The organism is Brevibacillus sp. RS1.1 (genome assembly GCF_013284365.1).
GTDB classification, from domain to species: Bacteria; Bacillota; Bacilli; order Brevibacillales; family Brevibacillaceae; genus Brevibacillus; species Brevibacillus brevis_D.
The window spans coordinates 52,269-67,963 of sequence record NZ_JABSVA010000002.1; the positions used below are offsets into that span (position 1 = coordinate 52,269).

A 15,695-nucleotide genomic window follows, 5' to 3' on the forward strand; every position below is an offset into this window, starting at 1 on the left:
CCCTCACAGTTCCAGCGTGTTACTTTTTATCGTCTACCACTTCGTAGTCAGCATCAACGACATTGTCTTTCTTCGGCTCTTGACCTTCAGCGCCGCCGCCTTGTGCTGCTTGCGCTTGAGCTGCCTGCTCATAGAGCTTCACCGAAATTTGTTGGATGATCTCGGACAGTTCATCTTTCGCTGTCTTGATCTCTTCGAAGTTGCTGCCTTCCAAAGCAGCTTTCACTTTATCTTTCGCAGCGTTAGCGCGATCGATTTCAGCTTGGTCGATCTTGCCTTCTACTTCTTTGAGTGTTTTCTCAGTCGTGAATACGAGTTGGTCTGCTTCGTTGCGAACTTCTACTTGCTCTTTGCGTTGTTTGTCCGCTTCTGCATTCAACTCAGCATCTTTTACCATGCGATCGATATCATCGTCGGACAGACCAGAGTTAGAAGTGATCGTGATACGTTGCTCTTTCCCTGTACCCAGGTCTTTTGCACGTACGTTTACGATACCGTTCGCGTCAATATCGAAGGATACTTCGATTTGCGGGATGCCGCGTGGCGCTGGCGGAATATCGGACAAGTTGAAGCGTCCGAGCGATTTGTTGTCGCCTGCCATTTGACGCTCCCCTTGGAGAACGTGAATTTCTACAGATGTTTGGTTGTCCGCAGCTGTAGAGAACACTTGGGATTTGCTTGTTGGGATCGTCGTGTTGCGATCGATCAGCTTGGTGAATACGCCACCCAGTGTTTCGATACCGAGGGACAGTGGAGTTACGTCGAGAAGAACGACGTCTTTCACGTCACCAGTCAGTACGCCCGCTTGAACAGCCGCGCCCAGTGCTACTACTTCGTCTGGGTTCACACCTTTATGTGGTTCTTTTCCTGTAAATTTCTTGATTGCTTCTTGTACCGCTGGGATACGAGTAGAACCACCAACCAGGATAACGCGATCCAGTTCGCTTGGAGTCAGACCAGCGTCTTTCAGCGCTTGACGAGTTGGGCCCATCGTACGCTCAACCAGCTCAGCAGACAACTCTTCGAACTTCGCACGAGTCAGGTTCATCTCCAAGTGCTTTGGACCTGTTGCATCTGCTGTAATGAACGGCAGGGAAATAGTCGTAGTCAATACGCCGGAGAGGTCTTTCTTCGCTTTTTCAGCAGCGTCTTTCAAACGTTGTTGAGCCATGCGATCCTTGGACAGGTCGATGCCATGCTCTTTTTTGAATTCGCTCACCAGGTAGTTCATCACAACATCGTCGAAGTCGTCTCCGCCCAGTTTGTTGTCACCGGACGTTGCTTTTACTTCGAAGAAGCCATCGGACAATTCGAGAATGGATACGTCAAAGGTACCGCCGCCCAAGTCAAATACGAGAACGGTTTGATCTTCTGTTTTCTCCATACCGTATGCAAGTGCAGCTGCGGTTGGTTCGTTCACGATACGCAGTACTTCCAAGCCAGCAATTTTACCAGCATCTTTTGTTGCTTGGCGTTGGCTGTCATTGAAGTAAGCTGGAACCGTAATCACTGCCTGCGTCACAGATTGACCAAGGTAGGCTTCAGCGTCTGCTTTCAGCTTTTGCAGGATCATAGCAGAGATTTGCTCAGGTGTGTACTGGTTGCCTTCCAGCGTTTCTTTATGGGAGCTACCCATGTGGCGCTTGATGGAGATTACGGTATTGTCTGGATTGGTGATCGCTTGGCGTTTTGCCGCTTCCCCAACGATGCGCTCGCCGTTTTTGAATGCTACTACGGATGGTGTGGTGCGGTTACCTTCCGCATTGGCAATAACGACTGGCTCGCCGCCTTCCATTACTGCTACACAAGAGTTGGTTGTTCCCAAGTCAATTCCGATTACGCGACTCATACAAAATGTCCTCCTAACACTATACGTCTAGTGAATTTTCGTTTTTTGAGATTACTCGTTCACTTGAACCATCGCCGGACGAACGACGCGGTCTTTGAACATATATCCTTTTTGCAGCTCGGCTACCACAACGCCTGATTCAAACTCAGGGTTTTGTGTTTGCATAACCGCCTGGTGGATGTGTGGGTCAAATGGTTTTCCTTGTGCCTCGATTGCAGCCAAGCCTTCTTTATCGAAAACTTGGACCATCTGACGGTATACCATGTTGACACCCTCCAAAAGGGATTCTACTGTCATGGATTCCTTGTCAGCGGCGAGTGCTCGCTCGAAGTTATCGAGGACTGGCAGAAGCTCTTCCACGATTTTCAGTGAAGCGTACTTAGCCAGATCTTCCTGCTCTTTGCGAACACGGCGGCGAAGGTTATCCATGTCAGCCATGGCACGCAGCATGCGGTTTTGGTGATCCTCAGCCTGAGCCTTCCAGTGAGCAGCCTCTTGCTCCCAGTTCATCTCAGTTGCTTCTGCTTGGTCTGCATCCTTTGCTACTTGTTCTTCCTCGAGAGTCGGGTCTTGCGTTACTTTTTCCTCGCTCAACGTCACTACCTCCTGGCGGCTTTTCCAGTCAAAAGACTGTGTTGCCATTCACTCCATTTATTTCTCAAACTGCGAAGTCAGCATGCGCGATAGGCCTTCCGCCAAATGATTGAGTACAGTAATGACCTTGCCGTATTCCATTCGCGTCGGCCCAAGTATCCCCACCATTCCAACTGGCTTGCCTCCAAGCGAATAAGAAGTGGTAATAATACTGCATTGCTTAATCGCGTCTAGCTGGTTTTCCTGTCCGATGCGTACCGTGAGACCATCACCCTGCATGCCGATCACATTCATTAATTGATCGTGCTGCTCTAATAGCTCGAGAATATCCTTGACTTTATCTACATCTCGGAATTCCGGCTGGTTCATGATCTTGGTCGCACCGCGTAAGTATACTCGTTCTTCTTCTTGTGTCAGCGAGTTGTTGAGGAGCTGAAGAATTTCTTCATACTGCTCCGTGTGACGTTGCATTTCACCGGAAATCTCTTGATAAAGACGTTGCCGAAGCTGCCATAGTGGCACGTCGGTCAGCTTTGCATTCAACAGATTGACGAGTTTCTCGATTTCCCCGGCTCCTATGCCTTCTGGAAGATCGATCAGCTTGTTCTCCACTCGCCCGGTATGTGTCACCACAATCGCGACAGCCTGTTCAGCATTGAGAGGAACGATTTGAATATGTTTTAACCGATGCTCAAAAATCTCTGGTCCCAAGACAATCGCCGTGTAGTTTGTCAGCTGAGAGAGAATTTGGGCAGTGTACTCTACCACTTGTTCTGCGTGGAGAATACGTTCGGCAAACAACTGTTTTAGTTTACCCAACTCCGTTTCCTCCAAAAGATGAGGCTGAATCAGGTTATCGACGTAGAAGCGGTATCCTTTTGTAGAAGGAACACGTCCCGCCGATGTGTGGGGCTGTTCTAAGTATCCCAGCTCCTCCAAGTCAGACATCTCGTTGCGTATCGTTGCCGAAGAGAATCCGATGTCGTCCCGTTTGGAAATGGTTCGGGAGCCAACAGGTTCGGCAGAATGAATGTAATTATCGACAATCGCATTTAAAATCATTTGTTGACGGTCTGATAACATGGATGTCGCTCGCCTCCTGTTGGATTGTTAGCACTCATGCTTATCGAGTGCTAAATCTATATACTAAGGTATCAATAGTAGAAGGATTTGTCAACGAACTTGAGCTAGTTCTATAGACAAAAAATCTCATTTTTCGCGAGTTTTACTTTTTCCTTAACGAAGAAAGCGTGCAAATACCTCATTTCCTAGCGGAAGCCCCTGTTTCGTCAGCTTCAAAAAGCCGCCCTTTTCTTCCAGCATCCCTTTGGCTACCTCTTCTTCTATTATTGTCCCAAAAACATCATGAACAGTTGCACCAAAACGGGACGCAAACGCCGAAAGGTCAACTCCTTCTCTCAAACGAAGTCCCAAAATCATTTGTTCCTCCATGGCATCCTCGCGCGGTACCTCGAATTGTTCTACACGCGGCAGCCCTTCCTTGCACTTCTGCAAGTAAATCGCAAGTGGGCCAGCATTCACGTGTCGGTGGCCGCACACATAACCGTGGGCACCTGCACCCAACCCATAGTATTCACGATTGAGCCAATAGGTTTTATTATGTTTGCTCTCAAAGCCCGGTTTTGCAAAATTGCTGATTTCATACTGCTTGTACCCATGCCGCTCCATCTCTTCTATTAATACCATGTACATCTCAAGCTCCGTCTCTTCAGATGGCAGTGGCAGCTGATCCTTTTGGTAAAGCGTGTGGAACAGCGTGTTCTCCTCCACCTTGAGACTGTACGCGGAGAAATGAGTGGTACCTAGCCCAAATGCCTTGTCCAATGTCTGACGGAAAATGTCGAGTGTCTGATCCGGCAATCCAAACATCAGGTCGATGCTGAAGTTGTCGAAGCCTACTTTTTTCGCATTATCGATACTGCGGTACACGGCTTCCTGATCGTGGATTCGTCCCAGTCGTTTTAAGAGCGCGTCGTCAAAGGACTGTACACCAAAGCTCAGCCGATTGACACCCAGCTCACGCATGATCCGCAGCTTTTCCACGTCTGTCGTTCCCGGATTCGCTTCCATCGAGAACTCGATATCATCCGTCCAGTACTTGCCCAATTGCTTTTGTACCATTTCCAAGAACGCGCGCATTTGAGCATGATCCAGAAACGTTGGCGTCCCTCCGCCGACAAAAATCGTTTTCACCTGCTCGATCGGCTGCTGGCTAAAGGTGATCTCCATTTCGCTTTTCAATGCGTCTAAGTAATCCCAAATGAGCTGCGGATTGTTCGTCACAAATGAGTTGAAGTCACAGTAGTAACATTTATTCGTACAAAAGGGAATGTGAATGTAAACCGATTGTGGCATCATGTCCCTTTCCCTCCTTTTAAAATTGGGTTGTTCTAAAGACGACTTTTTGACAACCTCTTTAATAGAAAAGACCTGACACAAGGTCAGGCCTACTTCTTATCATCCATGCGTAAAACAGCCATATACGCCTTTGATCGACCTCGTTATTTTATTGTAACACAGTAAATGAGAGAATCGACTGCAAACATTGATACAGCAAGCATTTGTAACAGCTTGATTATCATAGTGTATTTTTCTATATCGAGTCAAACATGATAGGGAAGCGCAGGAATAAAACAAAATCTATCTTTTTAAGCAGTTTGTTCAAATTCGTGAATGAAACGTTTCAATTCGAATAGACATGTTAGAGTTGTTACTTGTTTTTGAGGAGGATTCTTAAATGACTGATCTCTATTCCCGTATTTCTAAAAATGATGCTGCTGTTCTTCTGATTGATCATCAAACCGGCCTTATCTCTGGACTTGTGCGTGATTACGGGGTTGATGAATTCAAGAACAATGTTCTGGCTTTAGCAAAGACCGCGAAATTTTTCAATTTGCCTGTCATTCTTACCACGAGCTTCGAGAGTGGTCCAAACGGTCCATTGATCAGGGAACTCGTCGAACTCTTTCCAGACGCGCCTAAGATTGCTCGTCCAGGACAGATCAATGCGTGGGATAATGAGGATTTTGTAAAAGCGATCCAGGCAACTGGCAAGAAGCAACTTATCATTGCTGGTGTGGTTACCGATGTCTGCGTAAGCTTCCCCGCACTTTCCGCTCTTCATGCAGGGTATGAAGCATTTGTCGTCACCGACGCTTCTGGCACTTTCAGCAAACAGGTAGCGGAAGCCTCATTAATGCGCATGGCACATGCTGGCGCGCAGCTTATGAACTGGTTTAGTGTAGCGTGTGAGCTACAACGGGATTGGCGCAACGACGTCGAAGGTTTTGGTGCTTTACTAGCTGGTCACCTTCCCGGCTATCAAAATGTAATCGAAAGTTATCAAGCGCAGAACGAACTTGTCAAATAGAACCCACTTCGGGGTACCTCCATATTGTTGGCGGTACCCCTTGCTATTACTTGCGACCCTCATCCATTTGCATAATGTCCTTTCAAATACTTGATACTACAAACAAGTAAAGGAGGTAGTTCTGATTGTCACCAACCAATAATGATTCCCAACTTAATTCTAACTGTCCACCAGATTGTAACTTACCGAATCCAGAATTCCCGCCATCGAATGAAGTCCCTCATCCACCAACTCCTTGGCCACCACACAGCCTCGATCCTCATCCACCAACTCCTGTACCACTCCCCCCAACCAATCCACATCCATCAGCGATACCACCTGTAACCAATCATCCCCAACCACCACATCCTTGGTGACCACTCGATCCTCCACAGGGTCGAGTTTTCATGTCATCAGAACGGAATGTGCCAAAAAGAAAGACGACAGAAGCAGATTTAAAAATCCTGCCTATGTCGTCGCATTCTACATCTCATTTCATACCGTTAACCTTCGAGTAACTTATGTATGAAAAAAAATAAATCCCCCACCATTTCGCCCATTGGTGGCTTTTTGGTGGGGGGAGAGCTGCTACTTCTTATCATCCATGCGCAATACAGCCATAAATGCTTCTTGTGGTACCTCTACGGAACCAACAGACTTCATGCGCTTCTTTCCTTCTTTTTGCTTTTCGAGCAGTTTACGCTTACGCGAGATGTCCCCGCCGTAACATTTAGCAAGAACGTTTTTACGCAACGCACTGATCGTTTCACGAGCGACAACCTTGTGTCCGATGGTTGCTTGAATCGGCACCTCGAATTGCTGACGTGGAATCAATTCCTTCAGCTTTTCGCAAATGACTTTACCGCGAGCATAGGCCGTATCTTTGTGTACGATAAACGACAGAGCATCCACCACTTCGCTGTTGAGGAGAATATCCATTTTCACCAACTTAGAAGCTTTGTAGCCACCCAGCTCGTAGTCAAAGGATGCATATCCTTTTGTTCCGGACTTCAGCATGTCAAAGAAATCATAGACGATCTCGGACAATGGCATGTCGTACTTCAGCTGCACGCGGTTCTCACCCAGGTACTGCATGTCAAGAAACTCACCTCGTTTACCTTGGCACAGCTGCATAACATCACCAACGTATTCTTTCGGCACCATGACTGTAGCCGTAACGTAAGGCTCCTCGACCATTTCGATCTTTTGTGCTTCCGGCATTTTGGACGGGTTGTCGATTTCGAATACTTCGCCGTTCGTTTTGGTAATGCGATAAATAACGCTCGGCGCGGTCGTAATCAAATTAATGTTGAATTCCCGTTCGATCCGCTCCTGGATGATCTCCATGTGCAGAAGTCCCAAGAAACCACAACGGAAACCAAAGCCAAGTGCTTGGGAAGTCTCCGGCTCAAACTGCAGGGACGCATCGTTTAGCTGGAGCTTTTCCAATGCATCGCGCAGATCGTTGTACTCATTCGTTTCGATTGGGTACAAGCCGCAGAAAACCATTGGGTTGATCTTGCGGTAACCAGGTAGCGGTTCAGCTGCAGGGCGATTCGCATCTGTAATGGTATCCCCCACACTGGTGTCTCCCACAGTTTTAATGGAAGCAGCTACGTAGCCTACATCTCCAACCGTTAATTCTTCTACTTGTGTTTGGCGTGGTGTCGATGTACCGATTTCGGTTACTTCGAACGACTTGCCTGTCGCCATCATTTTGATTTTCATACCCTTTTTCAAGGTTCCGTTAATGACACGGATGGAGGCAATAACGCCACGATACGCATCAAAATAGGAGTCGAAAATCAAAGCCTGGAGAGGTGCATCCGGGTCTCCCTCTGGAGCAGGTACTTTTTGCACAACGGCTTCCAGTACGTCTTTAATCCCGATACCTGCTTTGGCAGAAGTCAGAACCGCATCGCTGGCATCCAGACCGATCACGTCTTCAACCTCTTGCTTCACGCGCTCAGGCTCTGCGCTCGGCAGGTCGATTTTGTTGATGACCGGGATGATCTCCAGGTTGCTGTCCAACGCTAAATACACGTTAGCCAATGTCTGGGCTTCGATCCCTTGTGCCGCATCCACGACGAGGATAGCTCCTTCACAGGCAGCCAAACTGCGGGATACTTCATACGTAAAGTCGACGTGTCCAGGGGTGTCAATCAGGTGGAGAATGTACTCCTCACCGTCATCTGCTTTATAGTTCAAACGCACGGCATTGAGCTTAATCGTAATCCCGCGCTCTTTTTCCAGCTCCATCGTGTCAAGAAACTGGGCTTCCATCTCACGTGCAGTCAAAGCACCGGTCAGCTCCAAAATGCGGTCTGCCAGCGTCGACTTTCCATGGTCAATGTGGGCGATGATGGAAAAATTTCGTATCCTTTTTTGTCTTTCACGACGATCCATGTGTTGTTCGTTCCCTCCCACGCGAATCCATTCAAACGTTCAGATTGCGCCTCGCAAAAAATACACTAACAGTAATTATAACAAACCGATGATATAAAGAGCAACCAAAGAGAATCAGGCATTTGCCTCCTTTTTCTCGTATCCAAACTTTCCCTGTGCTAAAGTGGTAAATAGTATGGAGGTGGCTAGGCATGAATGCACAGCAAGCCGACTGTTTGGGCTGTCGGTTGGCCCATAGAATCGTAGAATCGCATATCGTCTTTGAAAACGAATGGGTGGCGTGCCTATTGGATATCGATCCTTTTTCGGAAGGTCATGTACTCATTCTTCCGAAGCAGCATTTCGTAGATTGGACAGACTTGGATGAATGTACGATGCAAAAGGTATGCGAGGCAGTCACCTCTCTGTCCCACGCCCAAAAGTGGCGGCAGCATTGAACGATCTCTTCAGCGATATCGCCGTGAACACAAAGAAGGAAACGGAGAATGATCAAAGTGAACAGCGTTGACTTTTGCTTGCATTCCTTAACGATAGCGGATATTCCCGGACTGATTGCCTTATCTGATTCAGTAGGCTGGGATTACGACGAACCGGAAATTCGCACAATTCTGTCTATCGGAACCGCATTCGGTCACAAAGACGCGAATGGCACCCTACTTTCATGCGCGGCTATCATTCCGTACGATGACAAGCTTGCGAGCATCGGTATGGTGATTGTCCATCCCTCGTCGCAAGGCAAAGGGTATGGTCGCCAGCTCATGAAGGCGTGCATGGCATCTGTTTCTACGGATACATCGATCATGCTCATTGCGACTCCAGAAGGAGAGCCATTGTACAAAAATCTCGGGTTCCAGACGGTGGATCGTATTCGAAAGTTTATAGCTGAACGCTTTGTGCCTGAAGCACCTCCGCAAAACGAAGCGAATGACGAATTTGAAATTGCACCAATGGAGTTGGACAATTTCTCGAGCGTGCTTGAATTAGACAAAACAGCACTGGGTAGCAGTCGCACTCATTTTCTCGAGATACGCATGAGACAAGCAAGTACCTGTCTGGTAGCCAAGAATCCCTCCGGCAAGGTCATCGGATATGGATTCGCCGTTCAAGGCCCAGTCAATCTTATCGCGGGGCCGATCGTCGCAGAGAATGCTGGTATGGCTGAACACCTCCTGTACAAGCTGACACAGCATCATACCGGACGTGTGCGAATAGACGTACCGGAAGAACAAGTAGCGTTTCACACTTATTTGGAGCAAAACGGCTTCACACAGGCTTCCCATCCCCCAGTGATGGTTGCGAATGCGAATAGTCTACCTCGCCGTAACGGAACGTACTGGGCGATAGGTGCTCAAATATACGGATAGACATGAAAAGCGAAAAACGGACCTTGTTTTAGGCAAAGGTCCGTTTTGTCATTCTCAGTTTGTTTTTGATCGATTTTGAACTTGTTTCAGCACTTTTGGTGGAAACAGTTTTTGCAGGCTGCTCTGGTAGTTGCTGCCGTCCTCGGGCATTTGGAAATCAGTAACCCGATAAGCATTTCCATTGTAGACAATTTGAAAGACCATCGGTGCACTGAGCGCGGAAGAATGGCTACCCGTTATTTTCACCCAAGCGTATACGGTTCGCTTCGCAGCATCTGGCGCTTCCACTCCAAGCAGCTCAACGTTTATCTCTCGATATTTTCCCAGCCACCCCAGCTTGACGCTTTCCGTCTCCAAATACTGCTGAATGATAGGCCCAACCAACTGACGGTTCGCAGGTGCTATCCCTTTTTTCACCTCGACAAAAACTTGTCCGAAATGTTTGCCTCCTGATCTTGCTTCCAGCTTCCATTTCCCCGGTTCAGGCAACACAATCCCTGATGGAAAATGACCATCTGCATCGTATAAGGGGTCCATAGCCTCGTAGCTGCCCAATGACAGACGGGTCCCATCGGTGTTGTAAGCAGTTATCTCTACTTCTTGGGCGTAGTCCCCATTCAACAGCCATATCACTCGCTGCGTCTGCCCTTCGTAGAAACCATCCTGATCTGTCATGATGCGGACAGGCTTTTCTCCCAAATAAGAAAAGGACTGATTTTCGTAAGTGGAAGATAAAAAAGGTGACAGCTTCCACAAATCGGCTTCGACGATTTGGCCACCTGGCAACAAGGAAGGTATTTGTGTCTCTTGTTGTGGAGGTATTATCACATGCTGTGCAGATTGTCTCTCCTCCTGAATGGGGAGCCCAAACCACAAGAGCATGCCCATCGTCAGCACAACGCCCGGCAAGGCTAACTTCCTCCAGCTAGTCATCCACCCAGTCCCAGACCTCACCCGCTGCCGCACTCGCTCTTCCATCAATGCAGTGAACTGTACATCACGAAAAATGGTCTGATCTGCCCGTTCCTTTAAATCCGCGAGCCATCGGTTTTCGTCCATTCCCAGTCCCTCCCCTCTCCCATACTCTGCCGTAGTTGCTGTCTTGCCCTATGCAACCGAGTTCTGACTGTTCCCTCCGTTACTCCTAGCACCTCAGCCACCTCTCCGATGGATAAATCCGCATAGTAATGAAGGGCAATCACTTGACGATAGAGCGGAGAAAGCTGCAACACTTCCGCAACGAGCTGGTCCTTCTCGGCTTGATCGAGCACAAGACTCTCTGTAGAAAGCTCCCCATCCTGTCTCATCCACGAGCGGGGAAGGATATGGCGGAACGACCAAGAACGCAAATAACCTTTGCACTCATTAACCGCGATTCGATATAACCACGTATGCACACTGCTCTCCTGCCGAAAGCGTGGAAGATGCCGATACACCTTAACGAAGACATCTTGGGTAATATCCTCTGCCAAGCTGCGATCTTTGACCAGAAAAGTGACGAGTCGAAGCACGCGGGTCCCATATTCCCTCATGATTTGTTCAAAAGCAGCATCTGTCGTTGGCTGCAATTTTTTCAAGGGCGTGACCTCCTTCACTCGCATTCACTGGTTAGATGCAGCAGCAGACGTTTTGTTACAAAGTCGAGGAAGAAATTTTTTTCGCCAAAATTGTCCAGCGTGTAGCTCCACCCGGTGTTCCGACAGGCTCAGAGAACGGATACCCACCATGCTGCCAACGATCCATATCATAGCCCTCGTCCGCTTGACTCGGCTCGAAGTCTTGCTTGTGGAATACATTCTCTCTGCTATAGATAACGCGAAAGCCTGATCCTTCCAATAACAGCTCAAGCTCTGTAGGCAAAAGCAATGCCATCTCGCGTTCTACGCGATACCTCGGCTGCTCAATCTGATCAAGAAAAGTCTCATAAGTAAGCGTGTAGCGGAACTTTTGATCCAAGAGTGAGGTTTCCCCCTCCACCTTTTGATACACCATGCGATCCGGGAAAACGAATTTGCGTTGCATCGTTGCCCATTGATTTTTTACTGGCGGCAACAGTAAGTCAATTGCCACTGTTCCGTCCTCCGTTATGTAATCGTGGATGATCGAAAGCAATTGACGTTGCTTGTCTCTACAGGTGGCCTGCTGAAATATCCCTTCTGGAAGAAGCACATGCGTAAATTGCTGACCTAGCTCCAGCTCCCACATATTCTGTTCTACCAGCTCCAGCAGTTCTTCTTTCCCTTTTAATATGCGCCGTTTCTTTTTGGTGGCCAGCTCCAGCATATCTGGGCTCCAATCGACCCCGCAGACGGGCAAGTCATTCCGTGCCAGCTCAATGGCAATTCTCCCTGTTCCAACACCCATCTCCAGCACAGAAACCGGTGATTGCTCCGCTTCTCGCAGCAACCAGTTTCGATAAAAAGCGATGCTAGCCTTTCCGGCAAACTGATCGTAATACGTAGCTTCTACGTTCGTGTACTTCGTTTCAGGAAGCGGTAAGTGCCGTCCTTCCTCATTCATCTCACATTCCGTACACACAGAACCTGCTAAATGAGGAAAAGGCACTCCAGGCGGGACGCCATTTTTCGTATCACCTAGCCACTCGTCGTAACGGAACTTGCATTTTCTGCAACTGTAAATAGTCATAATGCTTTAATTACCTCCTGAAGATTCCTTACTTCCCCCAGACCGTAAGAGAGGGAGCTTGATATGACTCGGATACTGGCTGTCATGATAGACACGTTGCGAGGCGATGACCGTCTCGGTTTCCGTTGCCAGATCATTGCCTGTATTCGGATTCGGGAACGAGAAGTTCTCAGCACCAGAAGTAACCGAGACGCGAATGCGGTGACCCCTCTGGAAGACGTTGGCGATCTTGGTCATTCGAATTTCATAGCATTCGATTTGTCCTGGAACAAGTAGCTCGGGCTCTGTAAACGAGTGACGGTAGCGCGCGCATATAATCCCGTCCGATAAACGAATCGAATTGCCTTCCTCATCTACATCACACAGCCGCACCAGCCAATCTGTATCCCGCGCTGAGCTGGATGCATAGATAACGGCCGAGATTTCTCCCGCGATGACGACCTCCTCTTCCAATGGCTCCGATGTGTAGACAAGGACATCTGAGCGTTTTTCCACATCACGATAGTTTTCCGGTACGCTGTTTTCATTCTCGGACAAATCCAGCAGATACGGTGCTGCATCTAGCGGATCATAGCTGTACGTATCGACCGCCTGTTCATCTGGGATGGACAGGGTCAGTGTTCCATCTCCGGCGCTCGTATTGGCGTTTCCCCCACTACTCAGATACAGATTCGTCAGTGTCATCTCCGCTGGCGGCCAAGTCTGCGAGGTCTTCCATTCGTTTTCTCCCACCATGTAGTACTCGACACGCGGCTCTTGATCGACGCCATTTTCCACTCCTTTTAAATAGCGGTCAAACCAGCGGAGCTGTGTCACGTCCAGATCGTAACGGATGGCGTTGTTTCCGAAGGGCACATGATGGATTTCTCGCGTCGTATTCGCCTTGTGATACCACGGCCCCAAGATGAGTCTAGCGTGCTCTGGTACATTTCGTGAGACAACCTCCCACGATTCGCTCGTCCCCATCCCGTTGTCGTCATACCAACCTGATACGAGGAAAGCAGGCACCTTCACCTGATCCGCATGCCGTTTCCAGTCTGACATGGCCCAGAAATCGTCTCCGTCCGGATGCTCCATCCATTTTGTCCAAAACGGGATTTCTTTCCCTAGCACTTTTTGCGGGATTTCCTTGATCGGACGCACCTTGATGACCTCCCTCCAGTCATCCCGGGAAAGAGCTGCAACATTTCGCCGTTTCTCTGCCATCATGAAAATCCATGACAGACCACCAAGAATCGTTCCCCCTTTGCGCGGGATGTCCACATAAGGTGTTCCTACTGTCACGTAGCTGAAAATCGCCTTCAAATGTGGATTTCCGCTTGCAGCCGCAGCCCATTGCACATACCCCACATACGATCCTCCGAGCATCCCGATGCTGCCATCCGACCACCCCTGACTCGCGATCCAGTTGAGGCTGTCGTCTCCATCATTGCGCTCGTGAACGAGTGGAACCCACTCTCCCTCGGAATCCTCTCGTCCGCGTGTATCCTGAACAACCAGCGCATATCCGCGTGCTACAAAGGGTAAACGGCGAAAAACGCCATCCATCCGTCCATAGGGAGTGCGCATGAAGATCGTTGGAACTCGCTGTCCTTCCGCCAAGCCCGCAGGCAACCAAACCTCGGTCGCCAAACGAATGCCATCCCTCATCTCTACATCATGCCTACCCAAATGATGTACACCGTAGTTAACTTCAGACAGCAGAGGGTCCTGCCACATGGTAAGTGGCGTCAAATTCTCCCACCCTGTTTTCGCCAATACGACACTATCACCGCGACCTGTCAGCACAAATGCGATGACTTCGTTTTCACAAATGATCAGGTCAATTGGCTGCGCCGTTTCGCGTACTGCCCAGATCCACGCTTGCTTTTGCCCTGCGGGACCCGTTCCTTCGATGGATAGATGTCGTTTGTAGTGCCCTCCGTTTTCCAAAAATACGACTTGTTCGCTCTCCCAGTCGATTCGCTCCCATTCCAGCAGCTTTTGTGCCAGGATGAGGAGAGGCAACTCGTAGGCTGCTTCCCCATCAATCAGTTGTGCAAATAGACCTTCAGCCGCACCACCCTCATCCCACCCTGAGCTTCGATGCCAAACTTCCCCATCCTCAAAACGTATATCAGCTACCTTGATACCAGATTGATAATAGCCAAAAGAAACTAGTGTAAGACCAGTCTGTGCCATCCGGCATTCCTCCTGTTATCTGATCTACTTCCACACTTGCTGATACACTCTGAGGAAATTGCCACCCAAGATTCCTTCGATTTCTGTATCCGTGTACCTACGCTTCATCAGTTCACGCGTAATTTCAGGAAGAGACGCATGACCTTTTACTACGTCAAATGGCATTTCTTCGGTTTTGGCAATCTTGTCCAAGGGCAAATATTTCGTCAAATCATCGCACAGGTCTAGGCCTATACCAATGTGGCTTGCTCCGACAAGCTTTTTCATATAGTCAACATGATCTATCAGTCTCTCAATAGTTGCGTCAGTGCTGTTAGCCGCTGTGAACATGCTAAACGCATTCAACCCGACAATTCCGTCCTTTTCCGCAATCGCTTTGATCTGCTCATCTGTCAAATTACGCATCGTCGGTACGACTGTTCGGCTATTGGAATGAGAAGCAATCACTGGCTTTTCAGCGATTTCCATCACGTCCCAGAACCCTTCGTCATTCAAATGGCTCACATCGATGACGATGCCCAGCTTTTCCGCTTCTTCGATAAGACGCACACCGAAGTCGGTAATGCCGCCTTTTTTCCCTTCGCGCACCGGTGCAAAAAAGCTACCGTCCCCAACGAAATTGCGCCGACTCCAAACCAGCCCCATCATCCGTACTCCGAGCTCATAAAAGACACGCAAGAGACTCAAATCGTTATGCAGCGGCTCTGCCCCTTCCAACGACAGAATAAACGATACTTTTTGCTCCGCTCTTGCCCGTTGCAAATCATCCAGATTTTTGGCGAGGACGATGTGCGCGGGTGACTCTGCCGCCTCTGCATGCATAGCGCTGATCTGGCTGAGCGCCTTGCGCAGACTCATCTCCGGTACAAAAGCATCCTCGACGAACACGGCTGCCACGAGGGAATGCACGCCCCCCTGCTGAAACCGTGGCAAATACTCCGTCTCGATCATTTTGGTTCGACCGTATCCACGCTGAATCTCCACATCCATCAGCAGATCAAAATGCCCATCCAGAACGTGAACACCGTCATGAAATTTGCGCGCCTGTTCTCTCGTTACTTCCGTCATACGGGTCATCTCCCATCTTGTTCTATGGATTTTTCTTACCAACAAATTCGCGACGTATTGCACGGCTCCTTTGATCAATAAGAGAACCTTTTCATCTAACTGGTCAAATCCCGACAGTTGGAGCGAAGTTCTCTTCCGCTTTTACTGCCGTCGGCTTAACAAAAAAGGACGCCAACTAGGCATCCCCCCTTAATGAAAGTCAAAAAAACTCAACTTG

General features: G+C 48.8%; 14 protein-coding genes. 3 read left to right on the top strand and 11 right to left on the bottom strand.

What is annotated here, in order from left to right; all coding sequences use genetic code 11:
- Window positions 1–19 precede the first annotated feature (19 nt).
- The 4 genes from dnaK to hemW form a co-directional block, all read right to left on the bottom strand.
- Window positions 20–1,849 (bottom strand): molecular chaperone DnaK, encoded by a 1,830-nt coding sequence (dnaK, locus tag HP570_RS05805; RefSeq protein ID WP_173625162.1) that lies wholly within the window; start codon window positions 1,847–1,849, stop codon window positions 20–22.
- Between the two features lie 51 nt (window positions 1,850–1,900).
- Window positions 1,901–2,491 carry a nucleotide exchange factor GrpE gene (gene grpE, locus HP570_RS05810; RefSeq protein WP_142495768.1) on the bottom strand — a complete coding sequence of 197 codons (591 nt, stop codon included), beginning with the start codon at window positions 2,489–2,491 and terminating at the stop codon, window positions 1,901–1,903.
- Window positions 2,492–2,500: 9 nt separating this feature from the next.
- Window positions 2,501–3,526, bottom strand: a complete 1,026-nt coding sequence (gene hrcA / locus HP570_RS05815) for a heat-inducible transcriptional repressor HrcA (RefSeq protein WP_012685738.1) — start codon at window positions 3,524–3,526, stop codon at window positions 2,501–2,503.
- Window positions 3,527–3,679: 153 nt separating this feature from the next.
- Window positions 3,680–4,822, bottom strand: a complete 1,143-nt coding sequence (hemW, locus tag HP570_RS05820) for a radical SAM family heme chaperone HemW (RefSeq protein ID WP_173604613.1) — start codon at window positions 4,820–4,822, stop codon at window positions 3,680–3,682.
- Between the two features lie 379 nt (window positions 4,823–5,201).
- Here hemW and ycaC point away from each other — a divergent pair, with 379 nt between their 5' ends.
- The gene (ycaC, locus tag HP570_RS05825) at window positions 5,202–5,834 is read left to right on the top strand and encodes an isochorismate family cysteine hydrolase YcaC (RefSeq protein ID WP_064202875.1); all 633 of its coding nucleotides are present in this window, start codon (window positions 5,202–5,204) and stop codon (window positions 5,832–5,834) included.
- 159 nt (window positions 5,835–5,993) lie between these two features.
- On the opposite strand, the gene HP570_RS05830 is transcribed toward ycaC, so the two are convergent.
- Together HP570_RS05830 and lepA are read right to left on the bottom strand one after the other, a co-directional pair.
- Window positions 5,994–6,194 (bottom strand): hypothetical protein, encoded by a 201-nt coding sequence (locus tag HP570_RS05830; protein ID WP_173625163.1) that lies wholly within the window; start codon window positions 6,192–6,194, stop codon window positions 5,994–5,996.
- Between the two features lie 207 nt (window positions 6,195–6,401).
- The gene (lepA, locus tag HP570_RS05835; protein WP_173625164.1) at window positions 6,402–8,219 is read right to left on the bottom strand and encodes a translation elongation factor 4; all 1,818 of its coding nucleotides are present in this window, start codon (window positions 8,217–8,219) and stop codon (window positions 6,402–6,404) included.
- A 191-nt stretch (window positions 8,220–8,410) separates the two neighbouring features.
- Between lepA and HP570_RS05840 the strand changes: the two genes are divergently transcribed.
- Together HP570_RS05840 and HP570_RS05845 are read left to right on the top strand one after the other, a co-directional pair.
- Window positions 8,411–8,656 (top strand): HIT family protein, encoded by a 246-nt coding sequence (locus tag HP570_RS05840; RefSeq protein ID WP_173625165.1) that lies wholly within the window; start codon window positions 8,411–8,413, stop codon window positions 8,654–8,656.
- A 48-nt stretch (window positions 8,657–8,704) separates the two neighbouring features.
- On the top strand, window positions 8,705–9,583 hold the full coding sequence (locus tag HP570_RS05845; RefSeq protein WP_173625166.1) for a GNAT family N-acetyltransferase: 879 nt from the start codon (window positions 8,705–8,707) through the stop codon (window positions 9,581–9,583).
- Window positions 9,584–9,637: 54 nt separating this feature from the next.
- Here the strand turns inward: HP570_RS05845 and HP570_RS05850 are convergent, their stop codons facing one another.
- The 5 genes from HP570_RS05850 to HP570_RS05870 are packed head-to-tail and all read right to left on the bottom strand — an operon-like array spanning window position 9,638 to window position 15,478.
- Entirely contained in the window at window positions 9,638–10,642 is a 1,005-nt protein-coding gene (locus tag HP570_RS05850; RefSeq protein WP_173625167.1) for a hypothetical protein, read from the bottom strand.
- On the bottom strand, window positions 10,612–11,160 hold the full coding sequence (locus HP570_RS05855) for a sigma-70 family RNA polymerase sigma factor (protein WP_173625168.1): 549 nt from the start codon (window positions 11,158–11,160) through the stop codon (window positions 10,612–10,614). The genes HP570_RS05850 and HP570_RS05855 overlap by 31 nt, the downstream gene beginning before the upstream one ends.
- A gap of 55 nt (window positions 11,161–11,215) precedes the next feature.
- Window positions 11,216–12,229: a methyltransferase domain-containing protein gene (locus tag HP570_RS05860; RefSeq protein WP_173625169.1), complete on the bottom strand. Its 1,014-nt coding sequence runs from the start codon at window positions 12,227–12,229 to the stop codon at window positions 11,216–11,218.
- A gap of 6 nt (window positions 12,230–12,235) precedes the next feature.
- Window positions 12,236–14,410, bottom strand: a complete 2,175-nt coding sequence (locus tag HP570_RS05865) for a CocE/NonD family hydrolase (RefSeq protein WP_173625170.1) — start codon at window positions 14,408–14,410, stop codon at window positions 12,236–12,238.
- 24 nt (window positions 14,411–14,434) lie between these two features.
- A complete protein-coding gene (locus HP570_RS05870; protein ID WP_173625171.1) occupies window positions 14,435–15,478 on the bottom strand; it encodes a dipeptidase in 1,044 nt (347 codons plus the stop codon).
- Window positions 15,479–15,695 lie beyond the last annotated feature (217 nt).